Consider the following 19,840-nt stretch of genomic DNA (forward strand, 5'->3'; position numbering starts at 1 on the left):
AGATCGATCCCGACAGGACGCCGTGGACTTCTCATATCCGCCGGAGGTCGAGCAGTTCCGCAAGGAGCTTCGTGCCTGGTTGGCTGCCCACCTGACCGACGAGGTGGTGGCCGCCGGTCGCGGGCGCACACGTGACGCGCAAACCTTCGACATCTTGCGGGCGTGGGACGCCACCTTGGCCGACGCGGGGTGGGCCGCGGTGTCGTGGCCACCGGAGTACGGCGGCCGCGGCGCCGGCGTGCTCGAGCAACTGGCCTACGCAGAGGAAACCACCCGTGCGCGAGCGCCGGTGCCGCTCAATGTGATCGGGATGAACAACATTGCGCCTGCGATCATGCAGTACGGCACCGAGGTGCAAAAACGTGAGCTGCTCCCCCGCATGGTGCGCGCCGACGACATCTGGTGTCAGGGCATGTCGGAACCCGAGGCGGGCTCGGATCTCGCCTCGTTGCGCACCCGCGCGGTGTTGGACGGCGACGAGTATGTGGTCAACGGACAGAAGGTGTGGACGTCGCTGGGCCACCGGGCGCACTGGTGCCAGCTGTACGTGCGCACCGACCCGGACGCGCCCAAGCACAAAGGCATCTCCTGTCTGATCGTCGACATGACGCTGCGCGGTATCGAGGCGCGCCCGCTGGTCACCATCAACGGCGCCACCGACTTCGCCGAGGTGTTCTTCAACGACGTGCGGGTGCCCGCCGACGCGCTGCTCGGTCCGCTCAACGGGGGCTGGCGAGTCGCCACCACCACGTTGAGCCACGAGCGGGCCGGGGCAGCGCGACTGTACGCACAGTTGGAGATGCAGTTGCGTGATCTGGTGTCCGACCTGACGGCCGCCGAACTGCTCGACGACGCCGCGACGTTGCAACGGCTTGGCATTCTGGCAGTGCGGATCAAGTACCTCGAGGTGCTCTGTCAGCGGTCCATCTCGGCGACACTGCACGGCGGCGAGGCGCTCGGTTCAGCCAGCCTGGCCAAGAGCGTGTGGGCCGAGATCGGCCAGGACCTCGCCGCGTTGGCCTTCGACGTACTCGGTGACCACCGACGGTGGCGGGAGTACCGGCTGACGTCGCGCTCGTTGACCATCGCAGGCGGTACCACGCAGATCAACAAGGGTGTCACCGCGACACGGGTGCTGGGGTTGCCGCGGCCATGAATCTCGAACTGACCGACGAACAGGCCGCGCTGCGAGACACCCTCCACCGGTTCCTGGCCGAAAAAGCCGGTCTGGCAACACATGTGCGGCCGGCGCTCGACGATCCGACCGGCATCACCACCGAGACCTGGCGAGCGCTCGCGGACCTCGGTGCGACCGGTGTGCTGGTGCCGCAGGAATGCGGCGGTTCGGGCATGACGATGGTCGAAGCCGGCGTGGTGGCCGAGGAACTGGGCGCCGCACTGCACCCGGGGCCGTGGTTGTCGACGGCGGTGGCCGCTCCCCGGGCGCTCACGCGAACGGGTGCCGCGGCCGACTCGCTGCTGACCGGCATCGCCGACGGATCGGTCATCGGCACCGTGGGCCCGTTGCAGGGCCCGCGCCCGGTCGTCGAGGGCGCGATCCTCGTCGGGGATATCCCGGCGCTGCCCGACGCGGCCGCCGCCACCGTTATTCTCGTGCTGGCCGAGGACGATTCGGGCACCGGCCTGTTCACCGTCGACGCCACGGCGCCGGGGTTGTCGATGACCGAGCGGTCACACATCGACCCCACCCGCAAGCTGTTCGACGTCCGATTCGACGGCGTGGCCGTGCAACGGGTGGCATCCGCACCGGCCGACGCCATCCGGGGACTCGTCGACGACGTGCTGATCGCCAACGCGGCCGACGCGTTGGGCGCGGCCTCCGCGGTGATGAACCTCGCCGTCGACTACGCCAAGGTGCGGCGGCAGTTCGACCAGCCGATCGGGAGCTTCCAGGCAGTCCAGCACCTGTGCGTCGACATGTACGAGACCGTCGAACTCGCGCGAAGCGGTGTGCTGCACGCGTTGTGGGCGGCCGACGCCGCGCACCCCGAGGAGCGTCATCTGGCGGCGGTGCGCGCCAAGGCGTTCGCTTCGAACCTGGCGGCGGTCGCCGACACCGCGATTCAAGTGTTCGGTGGCATCGGCTACACCTGGGAGCACGACGCGCACTTCTATCTGAAGCGACTGCTGGGTTGGAGCACATTCCTCGGCGGCCCGGACAAGTATCTGCAAGAAGTGGGGAGAGCATTGCGATGACGCGAGTGCTGAGCGGAGTCCGTGTGGTCGAACTGGCGTCGTGGACGTATGTGCCGTCTGCCGGTGCAGCCCTTGCGGATTGGGGCGCAGACATCATCAAGGTCGAGGACGTGAAGGGCGGTGACCCCGGCCGCGCGCTGGTGATCGGGGGCTTCACCCGGCAGAACGCGCGCGCCGACGTCGACTTCATCCTCGAAATCGGTAACCGCGGCAAGCGCAGCATCGCCATCGACATCAAATCGGAAACCGGCCGCGAATATCTGGGCCGCCTGCTGGCCACCGCGGACGTGTTCCTGACCAACTGGTTGCCCGGCGCGCTGGAACGCGCCCGGTTGACGGTCGCCGATGTGCGCGCGTTCAACCCGAACATCATCGTCGCCCGTGGCACCGGCACCGGCGTGCGGGGACCGGATGCCAACAAGGGCGGATTCGATGCCGCCACATACCTTTCCCGCGGCGGGGTGGCGTATACGTTGACGCCGTTCGGCACCGAGACGCCCGCGGTGCAGGGCCCCGGTTTCGGCGATCTGCAGGGCGGCATCACGTTGGCCGGCGGCGTCTGCGCGGCGCTGTTTCACCGCGAGCGCACCGGTGAGCCCTCCGTCGTCGACTCGTCGCTGCTGGCCCAGGCGATGTGGGCCATCGCGCCGTCGATCTCGGTGGCCGACCTGTTCGACATCGACGGCATCCCCGGCGCGCCTCCCGGGGTGGCGATCAACCCGCTGGTCAATCGGTACAAGACGCGGGACAACCGGTGGATCCAGATGGTCTTCCTGCAACCCGACCGGTTCTGGGCCGGATTCTGCGAGCGGATCGGCCTGCCGGAACTGGCGACCGACGACCGATTCGTGCCCTCGAGCAACCTGATCGGCAACGCCGCCGAAGCGTGTGCGCTCGTCGCAGACCGGATCGCCAGCGAGGATTTGGAGTACTGGCGTAAGGCGCTAGCCGACGAACCGGGGGTGTGGGCGGCGCTCGCGACGCCGAAGGAGACGTTGCACGATCCCCAGGTCAAGCCGAACGGTCTCACCGTCGCCAACGTCGACGACAACGGCGTCGAGTATCAAATCGTCGCTGCCCCAGTGCAATTCAACGAAACCGCGCCCGGTCCGGCGCGCGCTCCAGAACACGGTCAGCACACCGAGGAGATCCTGCTCGAACTCGATCTGGACTGGGACGACATCTCGGCAGCCAAGGACAGCGGCGCGATCCTGTAGGAGGGCCTGTGACTATCGAGCGGCGCACCCTGGAATCGGTGATCTACGAGCGCGAGCCACCGATCGCGCGGATCATCCTGAACCGTCCCGACAAGGCCAACACCAAAGACGCGCAACTGGTGCAGGAGGTCGACGCCTGCCTACGGGAGGCCGACCGCGATCGCGACATCAAGGTCGTGATACTCAAGGCCAACGGTAAAGGCTTCTGCGGCGGGCATGTCGCGCGCTGGGGTCCTGACGAGAACCCCTATCCGGATTTCGGCGACACCTTCGAAGATCTGTACAAGGGCACCGCCGACCTGTTCCTCTGGCCGACGCTGTATCTGTGGGAGTTCCCGAAGCCGACCATTTCGCAGATCCACGGCTACTGCATGGGCGGCGGCATCTACCTGGGTCTGCTGACGGACTTCTGCGTCGCATCGGAGGATGCGTACTTCCAGATGCCGCTGGCGCCGAGCCTCGGCGAACCCGGCGGACATACGATGATCGAGCCGTGGCTGATGATGAACTGGCATCGCACCATGGACTGGTTGCTTTTGGCGCCAACGCTTTCCGCGCAGGAAGCGCTCGACTGGGGACTGCTCAACAAGGTGGTGCCGCGCGACGCGCTCGAGGACACCGTCGAAGAGATGGCGCGCAAGATCGGCCAGATCCCACTGACCACGCTGATGGCGGTGAAGAACAACGTGAAGCGGGCGTGGGAGTTGATGGGTATGCGGGTGCACCTGCAAGTGAGCCACATCCTGACCAACATGGTCGGCGCGGCGTCCGATGTGCAGGCCCGCCGCGCCGAACTCATGCAATCCGGCTTGAACCCCAAGGACTTCCTCGAGCGCGAGCAGACCTGAACCTGCCTATTTTCCCGGGGCGGTTCTCAAGGCGGTTTTGCGTCTGCTCGCGCGGAAAAGTCAGCCCCCTGCCGCGTGACGGGCGGCCACATAGCCGAACACCATCGTGTTGGCGATGCTGCCGCCTGCACCGAGATAGTGCCGGCCCATCACGGTGGCGGTGATGTTCCCCGTCGCATACAGCCCGTCGATCACCCGGTCGTCGCGGTCGAGCACCTGCGCGTGCTCATTGGTGATCACTCCCCCGCATGTGCCGACGTCGGCCGGGAAGACCCTGGCGGCGTAGAACGGCGGACGATCGATCGCCCCCAGCGCGGCGTTCGGTTTGTGCCCCGGATCGCCAAGGCAGATGTTGTATGCGGACTGGCCTCGCCCGAAGTCGGGATCCAGACCCTTGGCCGCGAACTCGTTGAAGCGCGCCACTGTCCGCTCCAAAGTTTCAGCGGGGACGTCGATCTGGTGTGCGAGGTCCGCCAGCGTGTACCCCCGCACGACAGCACCGGACTCGATCACCTCTTCGGGCAACCGACGCCTCTGCAGCGGATTGGCGCCTGAAACATACCGTCGCACAAACCCTTCGTCGCATATCTGCCAACACGGGACGGCCTTGGCGGCGTACATCGCCTTGCCGACCTCCACGTAGGAGTTCGACTCGTTGCAGAACCTCCTGCCGGTGCCGTCGACGTAGATGGCGCCCGGTCGCTGCCTGCCCTGCCCGAGCGCGCGGGCGCGGGGGTCTGCGACGAAAACCGAAGGCAGCCACCACGCCTCGTCCAGCAGGTCGGTCTTGGCACCCAACCGCATCGCCGTCTGCAGCACTTCCCCTGTGTCGCCCGCGTTGGACAGCGACCACTTCGCTTCGTTGGGCTGGTCACCGCTGTACTGGCGGCGCATGTCGGCGTTACGGCTGAACCCGCCCGCCGCGAGCAGGACACCCTGCCGCGCTTCGATGTGCACAGGCGTGCCGTCGCGAGTGACCCTGGCGCCGACGACGCGACCGCCCTCGACGATCAGATCGTCCATCGCGGTGCTCGTCCACACCGGCGGTTCGCCGCTCTCGCTGATGAGCGCCTCGAGGATCTGACCGATGATCGACGCTCCGTTGGTGAGCATCGTGCGGCGACGCAGCCTTGCGGCCCAGGTCCGCAGGAATACCCTCATCGCGATGCCGAACGCGCGCGGAGACCGGTTGAAGTACTGCACCGAGCGCAATTCGCTGGTCTTCACCACGAATCCGCGGTTCCAGTTCTTGTCCATCGTCTGGACCTTGTCGCTCCAGGTGCCCAACGCTGCCGCGTCGTAGGGAATGCCCTCGACCGAGCGGCCGACTGCGTTGCCGCCCTTGTGATTCGGATAGTAGTCGGTGTAACCGGGGCACCGCACGAGGCGTACGCCCCTGCCGAGCAGAAACTCGATCATCTGGTGGCCCGCGGTCAGGAACATCTCGCGGCGCGCGATCGACGACGCTTCCCCGATGTCCCCGACGACGGCGTCGAAGTAGGCCATCCCGTCGTCATGCGAATCGGGTATTCCGTCGGCGACCATCAACGGGTTGTTCGGCAGCCACACCATGCCGCCCGACATCCCGGTGGCTCCGCCGATGAGGTCCTGCTTCTCGACGACGAGCGGTTCGAGCCCCGAGTCGACAGCAACCAACGCAGCGACCATCCCGCCGCCACCGCTGCCCGCAATGAGAAGGTCGACGGACTTGTCCCACATCACCATGCGCGCGCCCGCTCCGACAGCCCGAGGTCGGCGATGGGCACGTCGATGGTCGTGTTCGTCTTCTGGATCGCGCGGACAAGTTGGTCGTGGGGCACCCCGGCGAGGAAGGCGTCGATCACCCGCTCGAAGTTCGAGATCAGTCCTTCCACCTGAGTCGACAGGCGCATGAAGTCAAATCCCCGGGCGTGCAGGCCTTTTTGTTGGCGCGGCAGATTCGAGAAGTCTTGAGCCGGGATGGTCGGCCAGCTGGGGTCGTCGGGCGGCAACGGTTGCGGCGGTGTCGGCTTACCCGGCGAGCGATCGTTCGGATAACGGGTGAGCGACCAGATCTCGAAGAGCGTCTGTTCAGGTCCCAGCGGCCGGATGCGATACGACGAGGCGCTGCTGTATTGCGGCAGGATGAAGTAGTGCGGGAAGCAGAACCCGATCGGGTCGATCACCCCGCGACGATCCAGGTCATTGAGATCCGGAAAGTCACATCCGCGGGCCCGGTGCCACGCCGTGACCGCGTCGTTGACCGCGCCGCGCCAGGTCGCCATCGCCGCGGCGGGGTCGTCGGGCAGCGACATGTTCTGCAGCCCTTCGGCGATCCGCACGTCGTTCTCATGGGTCATGCCGCCCATGCCGGAACCCAGCGTGCGCATGAAATGCAAACTGGTCTCGATGAGCGGGTGCACCGGCGAGTCGTCGGGGCGATGCGACGACGGCAGCAACTGCGGGTGGGTCTGCGGGACGTGATACCCCTCCATGAAGGCTTCTGTCGCCAGCTTCCAATTGACCGGTAGCAGGCACGATTTCCACCATTCGGTGCGCAGCGCGCCGACGTTCCACTCGTCATGGCGGGACGCGAACGGCTCGATGCACTCCCGCAACGGCGGCGCGTCGTCGTCGAGGTTGATCCACGCACAGCCACCCCACAGCTCGCACCGCACCGAAACCAACGCGAGATCGGTTGCCTGCAGGTTGCTTTCGCCAAAGATCTCGGGCCGCAGGACGAAGGTATTGGCCCCGTCGAGGCTCCAGCACCACCCGTGGAACGGGCAGACGAAGTTGCGGCGCGACCCGCAGCCTTCGACGATCTTCATCCCGCGATGACGACACGAGTTGTGAAACGCGCGGACATTGTCATCGCCGACTCGCACCACGATGACGGACTGGTCGAGGATTTCGTACTCGACGAAGTCGCCGCTCGACGGTATCTCTTCGAGTCGGCATGCCATCTGCCACACGCGCGGCCAGAACAACTCCGCTTCGAGCGCATAGAACTCGCAGTCGTAGTAGCGCTGTTTGGGGATCCGATCCACCGTCTGCACCGCCCACGGAATCCGAAACGGTGTCCAGTCCACTTCGGTCAACGACATCACCCTTTGGTGCGAGCTCGTATCTTAGTAAAAATAGCAAGTTCTCCATCGGTGCGGCGTCGATACTTAAGCCATGGACAACTGGATCGACGAACTCGCGCGCGCAGTCGGCGAGGAGCCCCTCACGTCCGACGAGATGACGAAACTGCTAGGTGCGGCGGGCGATGTCGCGCACCGGGTGGAGCGCAAGATGACGCCGCTTTCGACGTTTGTGCTCGGCTGTGCCGTCGGGCGCAGGCTCGCCGACGGCGCGGATCGCGCGGACGCCCTCGGCGACACCCTGGGCCGGCTCGACGCGCTTCTCCCGCCGCCACAGGGCTAGACGTAGCAGTTGTTGGGCGGTCGCCCAACCGTTAGTCTGCCTCCATGTCGAGCAAGCCCGCTGACGAGCAGCCACGCGTCGGCCGTGAGGCGACACGGGAGGCCCTGATCGAGGCGACCGCCCAAATCATGCTCGACGAGGGTTATGCGGCGGCGACGTCGCGGCGGGTCGCGGCCAAGGCGGGGGTCAAGCCCGCGCTGGTGCACTACTACTTCCCCAGCATGGATGACCTGTTCGTCGCCGTGCTGCGCGACAAGGCCGAGCACAATCTGCAGCGTCAACGCGAGGCGATCGCCGATGCGCAGCCCCTGCACGCTTTGTGGCTGCTCAACAGCGCGACCGACGCCCAACTCTTCACCGAGTTTCTTGCGATGGCCAACCATCGTAAGGCCATCCGCAGCGAGATCTCGGCCTACGCCATGCGTTTCCGCGACGTGGAGGAGGGCGTGGTGACGCTGGCGTTGAAGGCCCGCGGCGTGGACCTCGAGCAGTTCCCGCCGGTGGTCATGTCGATGATCATGGGTGGCTTGGCCCGGATGGTGATGCACGAGCAGGGATTGGGCATCACGCACGGTCACGAGGAGGCCACCGCCTTCATCGAACGCTGCCTGGAGCGCTTCGAGATGCCGGTTTGGGACAAGTCGAGTGACCCAGCGCCGGCAGGTGGCCAGGAGGTGACCAGCAGCACAGTTACTTGAGGTAATTGCTTCGCGATGAGAAGTTATACCGGCTAAGTTATAGCCGCAGCGCTGTGAACAGGCATTAGAAGAGGGCATGAATGAGTAGCAAGGGTCGGGAGCGAATCGTCTGATGTTGCGTTTCGCCAAGCGCAGTTGGGTCGTGCTGGTCATCCTGCTGGTGGTGGTCATCGCGGTATTCGTCGTGGACCGCTTCCGCGGCTTCTTTGGACACACCGTGCTCACCAAGCCGGGCGCAGGCCTGGTCAACGACCCCGAACCGTTCAACCCGAAGGTCGTCAAGTACGAGATCTTCGGCAACGGCAGCACCGCCACGATCAACTACCTCGATCTTGACGCCCAACCGCAGAAGGCACTCAATGCCCCGCTGCCGTGGGAGCTGACCCTGACCACCACCGCGCCCGCGGCCAGCCCCAACATCATCGCCCAGAGTGACGGCAGCAGCATCACCTGCCGCATCACCGTCGACGGCGTGGTCAAAGACGAGAGGACCACTGACGGCGTGAACGCCCAGACGTTCTGCTTGGTGAAATCCGCATGAGCGAGGTCGCCGCATGAGCAATACACATGTCGGGGCGCACCCGATGATCCCGCGCTTCATCCGACTGTTCTCCGTGCCAATCCTTTTGGGCTGGATCGCGCTGACTGTCCTCGTGAACGTCATCGCCCCGCAGTTGGAAAAGGTCGGCGAGGCGCACGCGGTGTCGTTGGCGCCCAATGACGCACCCTCGCTGGAGGCGATGCAGCGGGTTGGCAAGACGTTCCAGGAGTTCGACTCCAACAGCTCGGCGATGATCGTCCTGGAGGGTGATCAGCCACTGGGCGATTCGGCGCACAAGTATTACGACACCCTGATCGACAAGCTCGAGACCGACAAGACGCACGTCGAACACATCCAGGATTTCTGGGGCGATCCGCTGACCGCGTCCGGCGCGCAGAGCGCCGACGGTAAGGCCGCCTACGTCCAGGTGTACCTCGCGGGTAACCAGGGCGAGAGCCTGTCCAACGAATCCGTCGAAGCCGTCCGCAAGATCGTCGATGACACGCCGCCACCGCCGGGGATCAAGGCCTACGTCACCGGGCCGGGACCGCTGATGACCGATCAGCACCATGCAGGCGACAAGAGCATCCAGCTGATCACCATGATCACGATCGCGGTGATCTTCGTGATGCTGTTGTTCGTCTACCGGTCCATCGTCACTGTCCTGCTGGTCCTGGTGATGATGTTCATCGAGTTGGCCGCGGCCAGGGGAATCGTTGCCGCCCTTGGTTATTACGACCTGATCGGGTTGTCGACATTCGCGGTCAACCTGCTCACCACGCTGGCGATCGCCGCGGGAACCGACTACGCGATCTTCCTCGTCGGTCGGTATCACGAGGCGCGGGAGAACGGCGAGGACCGCGAAACCGCGTTCTACACCATGTATCACGGCACCGCGCACGTGATTCTGGGCTCGGGCCTGACCATCGCCGGCGCGACGTTCTGCCTTACCTTCACGCGACTCCCGTATTTCCAGACGCTGGGCATCCCGTTGGCCATCGGCATGCTCGTCGCAGTCGCGGCGGCGCTGACCATGGCGCCCGCCCTGCTGACGGTCTGCAGCCGGTTCGGCTTGTTCGACCCGAAGCGCGCGATGAAGACCCGTGGCTGGCGACGGGTCGGTACCGCCGTGGTGCGCTGGCCGGGACCGATTCTCGCCGCGTCGGTGGCGCTGGCCCTGATCGGGTTGCTGGCCTTGCCGTCGTACAAGCCCAGCTACAACGACCGCAACTATCTGCCCAAGGACATTCCGGCGAACCTCGGCTACGCGGCAGCGGATAGGCATTTCCCGCAAGCCCGGATGAATCCGGAGATGCTGCTGGTTGAAACCGACCATGACGTGCGCAACTCGGCGGACATGTTGGTGATCGACCGGATCGCCAAGAGCATCTTCCACGTCCCCGGCGTCGGACGGGTGCAGTCCATCACCCGGCCGGAGGGCACCCCGATCGAGCACACCTCGATCCCGTTCCTGATCAGCATGCAGGGCACCAGCCAGCAGATGAATCAGGACTACATGCAAAAAGTCATGGACAACATGCTGAAGCAGGCCAATGACATGCAGACGTCCATCGCCACGATGGAACGCATGCAGAACATCACTGTGCAGATGGCGGCCACCACGCACAGCATGGTCACCAAGATGAAGGGCATGACGGTCGACATCGAGGAATTGCGCGACCACATCGCCGATTTCGACGACTTCTTCCGGCCGCTGCGCAACTACTTCTACTGGGAGCCGCACTGCTACGACATCCCGGTCTGCTGGTCGATCAGATCGATCTTCGACACCCTCGACGGTATCGACACGATGACCGACGACATCAAGAACCTGCTTCCCGACATGGAGAAGCTGGACACGTTGATGCCTCAGATGGTGGCTCTGATGCCGTCGATGATCGAGACGATGAAGAGCATGCAGCACATCACGCTGACCATGTATCAGAGCCAGAAGAGCCAGCAGGACCAGATGAAGGCGATGCAGGAGAACCAGGGCGCTATGGGCCAGGCGTTCGATGCATCCAAGAACGACGACTCGTTCTATCTGCCGCCGGAAGTCTTCGACAACCCCGACTTCAAGCGCGGCATGAAGATGTTCGTCTCCCCCGACGGAAAGGCCGTGCGCTTCATCATCTCTCACGAGAGTGACCCCGCGACTCCAGAGGGCATCGCGCTGATCCCGCAGATCAAGAACGCGGCATTCGAGGCGATCAAGGGCACGCCGATGGAGGGCTCGAAGATCTACCTGGCCGGTACCGCGTCCACTTACAAGGACATGCAGGAGGGTTCGAACTGGGACCTGCTGATCGCCGGGATCTCCTCGCTCTGCCTGATCTTCATCATCATGCTGTTGTTGACCAGGGCGGTGATCGCCTCGGCGGTCATCGTCGGCACGGTGCTGTTGTCCTTGGGTACGTCCTTCGGATTGTCCGTGCTGATCTGGGAACACATCCTGGGCATACCGCTGCACTGGATGATCCTGGCGATGTCGGTGATCATCCTGCTGGCGGTGGGCTCCGACTACAACCTTTTGCTGGTGTCCCGGTTCAAAGAAGAGATACCCGCGGGCATCAAGACGGGTATCATCCGGTCGATGGCGGGTACCGGCGCCGTGGTCACCTCGGCAGGCCTGGTGTTCGCGTTCACCATGATGTCGATGGTGGTCAGCGACCTGATAGTCGTGGGTCAGGTGGGTACGACGATCGGTCTTGGCCTGCTGTTCGACACTCTCGTGATCCGGTCGTTCATGACGCCCTCGATCGCGGCCCTGATGGGCCGCTGGTTCTGGTGGCCACAGAATGTCCGGACGCGGCCCGTACCATCGCCATGGCCGAAGCCGGTGCGGCATTCGGCTGACTCCCCGGTCCGCGTCGGCGCCAGCGGTGCCGACGACGAAAACCCAACGGGTCCAATCAGATAGGTGTATTGATGAAGGGAATGAGACTCGCTACGTTGGCCGCCGCGGCGGTAGCGCCCGCCCTGGTGTTCGCTGCTCCGGCGCACGCCGACCCCGACACGGATTTCGCGAACGAACTCCACACGTACGGCATCTACGGCCAGAAGGATTACAACGCGTGGATCGGCAAGATCACGTGTAAGCGGCTCTACAACGGGTTGGATGCGGACGCCGACAAGTCGGCGAAGTTCGTTTTCCTGCAGCTACCCAAGGGCAGCACCACCGAACAGGCATGGCAGTTCCTCGGTGCATCGCTTCGCACCTACTGCCCGGATAAGCTGCCGGTGCTCGACGCAGCCGCCCACCAGTAAGGAGTCAGACATGTTCATCAAAGCGAGTGTCGCGGCGGTTGCGGTCAGCGTGGCGGCGGTAGCCCTGCCCGCGGTCGCCTCCGCCGACGCCAGCGACGACTACCCGATTCCCAATCGCATCCTGAAGACCACGTGCACAGTCGACCAGTACATGGCGGCCGTGCGGGACGTCGAACCGGTCTACTACGAGCGCTACATGACCGACTACAAGAACCGGCCCGCCGACGTTCAGGACGCCGCGCGTGACCGCATCTACTGGTTCTTCTCGTTGGATTACGCCGGTCGGCGGCAGTATTCGGAGAACACCGCGACCAACGTCTACTACGAGCAGGTGGCCACGCGTTGGGGCAACTGGGCCAAGCTGTTCTTCAACAACAAGGGTGTCGCCGCGCACGGCACCGACATCTGCATGAACTACCCGCCGACCGACCCCACGGTCTGGACTTGGTGACGTCGGCGCCCCGACGAACACTCAACGAAGCGGTCACGCGGTTCTGGAGTCTGGCGGCGCCGCTGTACGACTCGCCTGCCCTGCAGCAGTGGGTGTACCGCCCGGCGCAGGACGAGGTGATCGCGGTGCTCGGCAGTCGCGGCGCCCGCCGGATCGCCGACGTTGCCTGCGGCACAGGCATTCTCGCCAACCGAATCGCGGACGAGTTGGATCCTGACGAGATCTACGGCGTCGACATGTCCGATGGCATGCTCGCCCAGGCACGGGCCCGCACATCGAAGGTGCTGTGGCGCAAGGGACCTGCGGAGCACCTGCCGTTCGAGGACGGCACGCTGGACGCGGTCGTCACGACGTCGGCGTTTCACTTCTTCGATCAGCCGGCCGCGTTGCGCGAATTTCATCGCGTCCTTGCGCCAGGCGGTCTGACGGCGGTGGCGACATTGAGTCCCCGCCAGCGGCTGCCGCTGCACCGGCTATCCGCGAATCGACTGAACCCGGCGCACAATCCGACGCCGGCGGAGATGCGAAAGTTGTTCGCAAACACAGGCTTCCGCGTCGAAGATCAGCACCGCGTGCACCGTCCGGTCTGGACTCAGCTGCTGTCGGATCTGATCACCATCGGCGTCAAGCCCTAGGGCAAGCCGCTGAACAGCGTGCTCAAGGCCTGCTGGATGGGATCCGGTGTGGGCGATTGCGGTACTCCGGCGTCGGCCGGAGCAGCAGGCCCGACAGGACCCGGAGGCGGCCCGAAGGGGCCGGGCGCGGTGGCAGGCGGAACCACCCCAGCCGGCGGAGCGACAGGCGGCGGAGCGACGAGAACCCCAGGAGCAGCCACCGGCGGCTCCGGGACGGGCGCAGCGGGTGGCGGCGCAACGGGTGCCGCGAGTGGCGCCACCTCAGCGGGCGTCGAAACCGGCGCGGTGACCGGAACCGGAGTGCTCGGCACTGCGGACGGGGTCGGAAGCGCAACCGGTTGCGGTGTCGGGTGCGGCACCGGAACGGCGGTCGATTCCGGTGTGGTGATCGCCGCCTGCGCGGCAGGAACCGGCGATGTTTCCGGCACGGGTGGCGGCACGACGGCCAGCGGTTGAAGCTCCGGAGTGGACAGCGTCGTCGCCTGCGCGGGCACGGGGTGGACACTCGCCGACGTCACCGAAGCGCCTGAGCCCGAGGTGTCCGCGGCCTGTGCGGTGTCGGTTTCGACGTTCAGCGCCGAACCCGCGGCAAGCGAGAGTGCCGCGCCGAAAACCGCTACGGCGGCGGCCCCGATGGTCAATTTCTTGGCGTGCGCGCGTGCCCACGGCCGGTCCTGCTGCGGGGACTCGACGCGTGGTGTCGTGATGACCGTGGTCACCTCGGCGTCGACGACGGGCTCCGACGGCGGTACGACATTTTTCTTCGGACGCGTAATGCGCCAGGGCTTTTCGGTCGGTGCCTCGGTGGCCTGCACGGAACCGCTGGCGGCCGGCTCCACCGTGGCCAGTGCTGCGCCACGCGCTAGTGCCAGCTGGGTGTCGACCGAATCAGACACTGGGATGGGCAGCGCGTCAGCGACGGCCTGCGTGAGCTCATCCAAATCGGCATGCGCCCCAATGAGGTAGAGGCTTTCAGGCAACCAGCCGTCCTTACGAAACACCGTCCGTAACCACTCGACGAGATCCTCGGCGGACTCGAGGTGGTCCGTGACTGCGGTACGCACAGTGCCCGCACCGGTGGCGATGACCATCATCGTCGCCGCGTTGGGTTCGAGGATGCACAGCCCGGACTTGGCGTGCTCGCTTTGCCGTCCGGTTTCGATACCCCAGAATTGCGCGGCCCGGCTGACGGCAACCGCGTGCACGTTGTCGAAGCCCAAGTCCCCCAAGGAGTTCAGCAGAGCAGCCGAGCCCGCCTCGACCTCCTGCGTCCAAGTCACATGAACCCAGCCCACCTTGTGCCCGCTGGCCGCCGCGATGGCTTGCGCGCCGCGCGCCGCCGCCGTGTGCGGTGCCGAGGCGGGGTCGGCGCCGTTTACAGCCGACGGCACGTCGAATACGTCGTGGTCGAGAACTGCGGGATCGGAGCCTTGTCCGTCGAGCAGCACCCAGCCGACGCTGGTGGACGTCACGGACAGTCCCAGCACTGATTGCACCTTGGCTCCACTCTCGTCGCGAAACCGATGTCGCCGTCACGGGTCAAGCGCTCACCCGAGGCGAGCATAGTTTGCTCACCCTCGCCCGTCATCTCGTCGTCTCCAGACGGCGGGCGCAACGACTTGCAGCGTTTATCGAGCCGCAGCCAGACGGCGTTACCCGATCCCCCCGCTGGGGAATATTGACGTTCCACATGGACACTCGCCTACCGGTCCTTCGCCATGCGCGTGCAGCGAGTTCACCGCTTGTACGCACTGCGTACGAGCTCTGTTCATGATTTGCTGGGCACCCACTCGAACGGCACGGCCTTCGTCCGTCGGCACTATGACCTCAGGATCCCTCCGCGACGACGTAATCCTCGTACGGGGTCAGGTACTCCCACGCCCCCTGACCGGCCGTGCATGCGCTCAGTGATCGACGTGTTTCCGTTCGGCAGGCGCTGTGCGTTGCTGACGAATGAGCTGACGAACGTCCAACGCGGACGCCCGGAGTCCTCAGCGGTGGACTGTCACACGATCCGGGCGGTGGACCGGTCGCTCAGCGCGACCGTGTTAGCTCTACGCGAGCTGATCAGAAGGTTGTCGGAAGGGTTCCGCGCGACGGGTCCCGCAGATAGTCGAAACCTTCTGCGGTGAAACCGAATTCGTCGCGATGATCACCCACGGCGTGCGGGCCGGGCGCGGGCACTTCGCGCGGGAGCGCCACCAGGATGAGCCGGTTGCCGTTCTCCAGCAGTTCCCAGTCGTGATTCTGTCGGGCCGCGCCGCCAGGCGCTTCGACGCCCCACTTCCAGACCGTCTCGCCGTTCCACGTCAGCTGACCGACCGTGCGGTTGTCGTAGATGCCGCCAGCCGAATCCGCCGTTGAGCACAGGATCGATGATTTGGGCAGGCACTCCGGGCTGCGGCCACTCGTTGTGCACCACGCCGTTCAGCTCGATCAGTCGGGTGACACCGTCGGCGGCGCTGGAGAGGACATAGCAGCCGAACGGCAGGCTGGGGTCGTGATACGTCACGCCACTGACCTGAACGAAAGCCATTGCGGGTAGGTCTATCAGTGTTCACCGGCGCCGTCCGAGAGTTGAACTCGCAATGATCGCCAGGAATCACTTGCCGGCGGACGCATGCCGGGCGCGCGTGAGCTGGCAAACTTGCTGATAGATAGGCGGCCAGTTGCATTTGATCTTGAGGCCGGTTTGCAGCGTTATCGCCGCATATATGCGAACGGAACGGAACGAATTTCGATTCCCTCTCCGGAATGCCGTGACGCTGCTGTGATTCGAACGCCTTTATTTACGCTAGCGAAGAAACTGGCTCGTCAGTTGCGTTCGCCCGGCTATCCCGAGCAGGCCGACCGTCCGCTGCCACCCCAGCATCCACGGAGGAAGCAGCGGGACGCGCCGTCGACAGCAAACCCATTTCGTGCGCTGTGCGGGCTGGCCGACAAAGCTGCTTTTCGGGCCGCCAAGGGAAATTGTTTGCTACCTATTCTCATCTGGGCCGATTGCCTGCACAATCGTGTGAATTGGGGAGGAAAACTGTGCGAGAATGTCGCACGTTACCTACCGACGAGATCGCTTGCTGGTGGGAGGAGATCAAGATTTCGACGCAATTGCGCCTAGCAGCGGGTGTCTGCGTGCTCACGACCGGCCTCCTCGTCGGAAGCGCCGGCGGTGCGATCGCCTCGGCCGACGACTCCGCCGGCACCGCCGCACAAAGCCAGGGCGTAGAGACGGCAAGTCCCAGCCTCGCGCCCGTCAACACCTCCACCACCACACCGGCAACCGCCTCCTCGACTCCGAAGTCGCCGATCAGTCGCGCCATCCAGGACGTGCTGAAGAAGCTTCACGCGATGAGCACGCCAGTTCAGAAGCCAGTCATCGTGAAGGCGACGCCGACCCCCGTCGTCCCGGTGCCCGTCGCCCCGACGTCGCAGTCCGAAGAGGTGACCCCAGCCTCTGCCGAGGCAGGCGCACCTGAGGAGAAGGTGTTCGCCGCCGCGGAGTCCACTCCAGCCCCGCTGGTGACCCACAACGCAACGCCGAGTCCGGCAGCCAATCACCCGACCGATGTGATGGGGCCTGCGCTGAAAGCCCTACAGCCGGTACCCACCGCGATAGCCAAGGTCGCCGGCGTAGCGATGACGGTGCCTGGAGTGCTCGCGGCGCTGCCCACGTCCGAAACTCCGGTCACCGACGTGATCACGTCGGTGCAGAACATGCTGATCTCCGTCAACGACGCGGTCGCACCGCTGGCACAGGTTCCCGGCGACCTCTACTCGCTGCTCGTGTTCCCAGGGATCAACGCGCCGATCATGCAACCGGTGAACGTCGGCTCCGGTTTGGGCTTGACGACCGTGACCGGGACGAGCCCAGTGGGCGCGCCGGAACCGACGCCGCCTGATGCGTCGCCGATCCTGCCGGTTACCCCAATGGACGTAATGCCGTTGAGCGGTGACGTCATCGCGCCTGCGGCGCTCGACGGAATTGCCACCGCCGGGCTGGACGCCGACTTGGCGCTCGCCGGCACCGCGCCGATGGCCACGGAGGTCACCGCTCCTGCGGGCGCCCTGTCCTTCCTCGAGCACACCATCAGGGCGGTCCTGGCGCCGGCGTCGCTGACCGCGCTCGCGGCGTTCGCGCTTCCCGGTATCGGTGGGCTGCTGATCATCTGCGCGGCGGGCATCCGGGTCGGATACCGGCAGGCGAAGGCCGCACTGACGGTACGCAGCACCGCGATCGCTCGGTTCGCCCGCCAAGGGCCGTTGGGTGTGGTGCGTTCCGGGTCCCTGGTATCGCTGCACACGCGGCGGTCTCGCCGACCGCGTACGCGTAATTCCGAGGTGGCGCGCGCGGTGCCGTTGTTCGAACGGGCCGCCTGACGCTACCGTCCAGGCTGGAATATGGCACGGCGAAAGGGCTTTCCAACACCAGCTTCGCCGACTCGGCGGAAATTTGGAGCGGCTCGTCGCTGTCCGCCGAACGTGTGACCCGGCGAGATTGACGTATCCGGGGTTGTGACATTTGCGGCCCGCTGCGCGACATATCAGCATGGACACCTCGAGTTCTCGCCGCGGCATCTGCCTTCTCGGCGTCCTGGCCGCCACCGCGCTCGCGCTACCCGTTTCCGCCTCGAATGCGGCGCCATGCCCTGACGTCGAGATCGTGTTCGCCCGCGGCACGACGGAACCAGCGGGCCCCGGCGGCATCGGCGGGGCGTTCATCGATTCGCTTCGTACGCAATTGAACGGCCGGTCTGTCGCGGTGTACGCGGTCGACTACCCCGCCAGCCGTGACTTCGACACGAGCACGCCCGCAGGCGCCCGCGATGCGAGCGCCCACATCCAGTCGATGGCCGCGGCCTGTCCGTCCACCCGGTTGGTGCTCGGCGGCTACTCCCAGGGTGCGGGAGTCATTGACCTGGCGACCGGCGCGCTGCCCCCGCAGGTCGCCGATCACGTCGTGGCAGCAGCGCTTTTCGGGGCTCCGCGAAGCGCGTTCGCCGACCGGTTGGCGCCGGGTCCACTGCCGGGAGTCGGCCCCCTGTTCGCCGAGAAGACGATCGACTTGTGCGTGCCGAACGACCCGATCTGTTCCGACGGCTGGGACTGGGGCGCGCACGCCGCCTACATCCAGACCGGAATGGTCAACCAGGCCGCAACTTTCGCGGCCAGTCGCATCTAGCTAGGCGAAACTCACACGCGCCCAGCCCATCTGTAGCAGCTTCGCTAGCTGTCAATGAGCAAGTCCTAAGGAAGGTTCTTACGACCTAGGCTTTGCGGCGGTGCTAACCGTACAATCACCTGCAATCCAATTCGGCCAGGCTGGCGGTTACTGGGTTGACGTAATACCCGGCGACTGTCTGACGAAATAGATGACATCGTTGAAGTCGGGAGGTCGGCCATGGCGAAGCCACGGTTAGTCGCTGCCGTTGCTGCACTGCAGGAACGGGGCAAATTCGGCGGGGCCGCACGGCCGTTCGCTCGACGCGCATCAGGCGGTGAGGTGTGTCAGCATAGGGCGGTGAAGTCACGCCTTCTCGCAGTGTCAATCGGCGTTGCGGCGGCGGCCACGTCGGCCATTCAGGTCGCACAGGCGCCGTCCGCGGAGGCGATCCCCTGCCCTGACGTCGAAGTCGTCTTCGCCCGCGGCACCACCGAGGCGCCGGGAGTCGGACCGACCGGTGACGCCTTCGTCGACGCCTTGCGCGCCCGAACCCTCGGAAAATCGCTCGGGGTGTACGGCGTCGACTACCCCGCGACCATCGACTTCCCAACCGCCGTCGACGGAATCAACGACGCGCGTGCACACATCCTCGCCACCGCCGCGAATTGCCCGAAGACCAAGATGGTGCTCGGTGGCTTCTCGCAAGGCGCCGCTGTGATGGGCTTCGTCACCGCCAGCGTTGTACCCGACGGGGTTTCACCCGCGGATGTGCCGGCACCGATGCCGCCCGAGGTGGCCAACCACGTCGCTGCGGTCGTCCTGTTCGGCAAGCCGTCGACCCGCTTCATGCGTGCGATCAACGACCCAGCGGTGACCATCGGACCGCAGTACGTCGGTAAGTCCATCGACTTGTGCGTCGACAACGACCTGGTCTGCGATAGCAGCGGCAGGAGTTTCTCAGCGCACAACACGTATATCGACGGCGGAATGGTCGATCAGGGCGCCACATTCGCCGCGAATCAACTGCAGGCAAGTTGGGCCGCGGATGCGGCCGCGCAGCCATCTGTCACCGGCCCCGAGCCGGGACCGCAGGTAGCGCCGCCGCCCTCACCATTGACGGCAGCCTCGGCGCCGATCACTCCGCCGGTGTCTGCTGCCGAAAACACCGGCGCCACACCGCATCTGCCGACCGGTCCGGTGCCGCCGGGTCCCGCCGCTCCGCCCGCTCCGGTCGAGCCTGTCATCTGACAATCGGTCAGCCGACCGGATTGCTCTGTGTCGCACCGTCAATCGGCTGTGAACAAGCTGCGAGCCAATTGGGAATGGGCAGCGACTCGTACGGCCTGTACTCCTGGCTAGGATCCTTCCCCCATTGCGAAGAAAGCCATCGGCACCAC

The 19,840-nt window shown here is 65.4% G+C and carries 17 protein-coding genes; 14 read left to right on the forward strand and 3 right to left on the reverse strand.

Translation table 11 applies throughout. From position 1 onward, the window contains the following. Positions 1-22 precede the first annotated feature (22 nt). From A5724_RS11650 to A5724_RS11665, 4 genes are read left to right on the forward strand one after another with little or no spacing between them, the layout of a single operon-like run. Positions 23-1,156 (forward strand): acyl-CoA dehydrogenase family protein, encoded by a 1,134-nt coding sequence (locus tag A5724_RS11650; protein ID WP_067801065.1) that lies wholly within the window; start codon positions 23-25, stop codon positions 1,154-1,156. Beyond that, the gene (locus A5724_RS11655) at positions 1,153-2,217 is read left to right on the forward strand and encodes an acyl-CoA dehydrogenase family protein (protein ID WP_067801068.1); all 1,065 of its coding nucleotides are present in this window, start codon (positions 1,153-1,155) and stop codon (positions 2,215-2,217) included. Before A5724_RS11650 ends, A5724_RS11655 begins: the two co-directional genes overlap by 4 nt. After that, positions 2,214-3,434, forward strand: coding sequence for a CaiB/BaiF CoA-transferase family protein (locus tag A5724_RS11660; protein WP_067801072.1), 1,221 nt, complete (start codon positions 2,214-2,216; stop codon positions 3,432-3,434). The genes A5724_RS11655 and A5724_RS11660 overlap by 4 nt, the downstream gene beginning before the upstream one ends. Before the next feature lie 14 nt (positions 3,435-3,448). Next, complete coding sequence (locus A5724_RS11665; RefSeq protein ID WP_067801268.1) at positions 3,449-4,282, forward strand: enoyl-CoA hydratase-related protein; 834 nt, start codon at positions 3,449-3,451, stop codon at positions 4,280-4,282. Between the two features lie 60 nt (positions 4,283-4,342). On the opposite strand, the gene A5724_RS11670 is transcribed toward A5724_RS11665, so the two are convergent. Beyond that, positions 4,343-6,007, reverse strand: coding sequence for an FAD-binding protein (locus tag A5724_RS11670; RefSeq protein ID WP_067801075.1), 1,665 nt, complete (start codon positions 6,005-6,007; stop codon positions 4,343-4,345). After that, on the reverse strand, positions 6,001-7,362 hold the full coding sequence (locus A5724_RS11675) for an SRPBCC family protein (RefSeq protein WP_067801271.1): 1,362 nt from the start codon (positions 7,360-7,362) through the stop codon (positions 6,001-6,003). The genes A5724_RS11670 and A5724_RS11675 overlap by 7 nt, the downstream gene beginning before the upstream one ends. 79 nt (positions 7,363-7,441) lie before the next feature. On the opposite strand from A5724_RS11675, the gene A5724_RS11680 reads away from it, so the two are divergent. The 7 genes from A5724_RS11680 to A5724_RS11710 all read left to right on the forward strand — a co-directional run bounded on the left by A5724_RS11680 (position 7,442) and on the right by A5724_RS11710 (position 13,282). Continuing rightward, on the forward strand, positions 7,442-7,690 hold the full coding sequence (locus A5724_RS11680; RefSeq protein ID WP_067801079.1) for a DUF6457 domain-containing protein: 249 nt from the start codon (positions 7,442-7,444) through the stop codon (positions 7,688-7,690). A 44-nt stretch (positions 7,691-7,734) separates the two neighbouring features. Continuing rightward, entirely contained in the window at positions 7,735-8,388 is a 654-nt protein-coding gene (locus A5724_RS11685) for a TetR/AcrR family transcriptional regulator (protein WP_067801083.1), read from the forward strand. Positions 8,389-8,500: 112 nt separating this feature from the next. Beyond that, positions 8,501-8,929, forward strand: a complete 429-nt coding sequence (locus tag A5724_RS11690; RefSeq protein WP_067801085.1) for an MmpS family transport accessory protein — start codon at positions 8,501-8,503, stop codon at positions 8,927-8,929. 13 nt (positions 8,930-8,942) lie between these two features. Beyond that, on the forward strand, positions 8,943-11,849 hold the full coding sequence (locus tag A5724_RS11695) for an RND family transporter (RefSeq protein WP_067801088.1): 2,907 nt from the start codon (positions 8,943-8,945) through the stop codon (positions 11,847-11,849). 17 nt (positions 11,850-11,866) lie between these two features. After that, a complete protein-coding gene (locus A5724_RS11700; protein ID WP_067801091.1) occupies positions 11,867-12,196 on the forward strand; it encodes a DUF732 domain-containing protein in 330 nt (109 codons plus the stop codon). A 10-nt stretch (positions 12,197-12,206) separates the two neighbouring features. Beyond that, positions 12,207-12,647: a DUF5078 domain-containing protein gene (locus A5724_RS11705; RefSeq protein WP_067801094.1), complete on the forward strand. Its 441-nt coding sequence runs from the start codon at positions 12,207-12,209 to the stop codon at positions 12,645-12,647. Next, the gene (locus A5724_RS11710; protein ID WP_067801097.1) at positions 12,644-13,282 is read left to right on the forward strand and encodes a class I SAM-dependent methyltransferase; all 639 of its coding nucleotides are present in this window, start codon (positions 12,644-12,646) and stop codon (positions 13,280-13,282) included. Before A5724_RS11705 ends, A5724_RS11710 begins: the two co-directional genes overlap by 4 nt. On the opposite strand, the gene A5724_RS11715 is transcribed toward A5724_RS11710, so the two are convergent. Next, positions 13,279-14,769, reverse strand: coding sequence for a hypothetical protein (locus tag A5724_RS11715; protein WP_067801100.1), 1,491 nt, complete (start codon positions 14,767-14,769; stop codon positions 13,279-13,281). The genes A5724_RS11710 and A5724_RS11715 overlap by 4 nt on opposite strands. A gap of 1,645 nt (positions 14,770-16,414) precedes the next feature. On the opposite strand from A5724_RS11715, the gene A5724_RS11725 reads away from it, so the two are divergent. The 3 genes from A5724_RS11725 to A5724_RS11735 all read left to right on the forward strand — a co-directional run bounded on the left by A5724_RS11725 (position 16,415) and on the right by A5724_RS11735 (position 19,691). Further along, complete coding sequence (locus A5724_RS11725; RefSeq protein WP_067801105.1) at positions 16,415-17,659, forward strand: hypothetical protein; 1,245 nt, start codon at positions 16,415-16,417, stop codon at positions 17,657-17,659. A 169-nt stretch (positions 17,660-17,828) separates the two neighbouring features. Continuing rightward, positions 17,829-18,461, forward strand: a complete 633-nt coding sequence (locus A5724_RS11730) for a cutinase family protein (protein ID WP_067801108.1) — start codon at positions 17,829-17,831, stop codon at positions 18,459-18,461. Positions 18,462-18,800: 339 nt separating this feature from the next. Next, positions 18,801-19,691, forward strand: a complete 891-nt coding sequence (locus tag A5724_RS11735; protein WP_067801274.1) for a cutinase family protein — start codon at positions 18,801-18,803, stop codon at positions 19,689-19,691. Positions 19,692-19,840: the final 149 nt, after the last annotated feature.

Origin of the sequence: Mycobacterium sp. ACS1612 (assembly GCF_001667505.1) — a bacterium.
Lineage (GTDB): Bacteria > Actinomycetota > Actinomycetes > Mycobacteriales > Mycobacteriaceae > Mycobacterium.

Excerpts from the sequence above, each read along its gene's own strand:
- A5724_RS11655 (WP_067801068.1), top strand. The coding sequence starts at position 1,153 with ATGAATCTCGAACTGACCGACGAACAGGCCGCGCTGCGAGACACCCTC.
- A5724_RS11670 (WP_067801075.1), bottom strand. The coding sequence starts at position 6,007 with ATGGTGATGTGGGACAAGTCCGTCGACCTTCTCATTGCGGGCAGCGGT.
- A5724_RS11695 (WP_067801088.1), top strand. The coding sequence starts at position 8,943 with ATGAGCAATACACATGTCGGGGCGCACCCGATGATCCCGCGCTTCATC.
- A5724_RS11700 (WP_067801091.1), top strand. The coding sequence starts at position 11,867 with ATGAGACTCGCTACGTTGGCCGCCGCGGCGGTAGCGCCCGCCCTGGTG.
- A5724_RS11685 (WP_067801083.1), top strand. The coding sequence starts at position 7,735 with ATGTCGAGCAAGCCCGCTGACGAGCAGCCACGCGTCGGCCGTGAGGCG.
- A5724_RS11690 (WP_067801085.1), top strand. The coding sequence starts at position 8,501 with ATGTTGCGTTTCGCCAAGCGCAGTTGGGTCGTGCTGGTCATCCTGCTG.
- A5724_RS11680 (WP_067801079.1), top strand. The coding sequence starts at position 7,442 with ATGGACAACTGGATCGACGAACTCGCGCGCGCAGTCGGCGAGGAGCCC.
- A5724_RS11730 (WP_067801108.1), top strand. The coding sequence starts at position 17,829 with ATGGACACCTCGAGTTCTCGCCGCGGCATCTGCCTTCTCGGCGTCCTG.
- A5724_RS11705 (WP_067801094.1), top strand. The coding sequence starts at position 12,207 with ATGTTCATCAAAGCGAGTGTCGCGGCGGTTGCGGTCAGCGTGGCGGCG.
- A5724_RS11660 (WP_067801072.1), top strand. The coding sequence starts at position 2,214 with ATGACGCGAGTGCTGAGCGGAGTCCGTGTGGTCGAACTGGCGTCGTGG.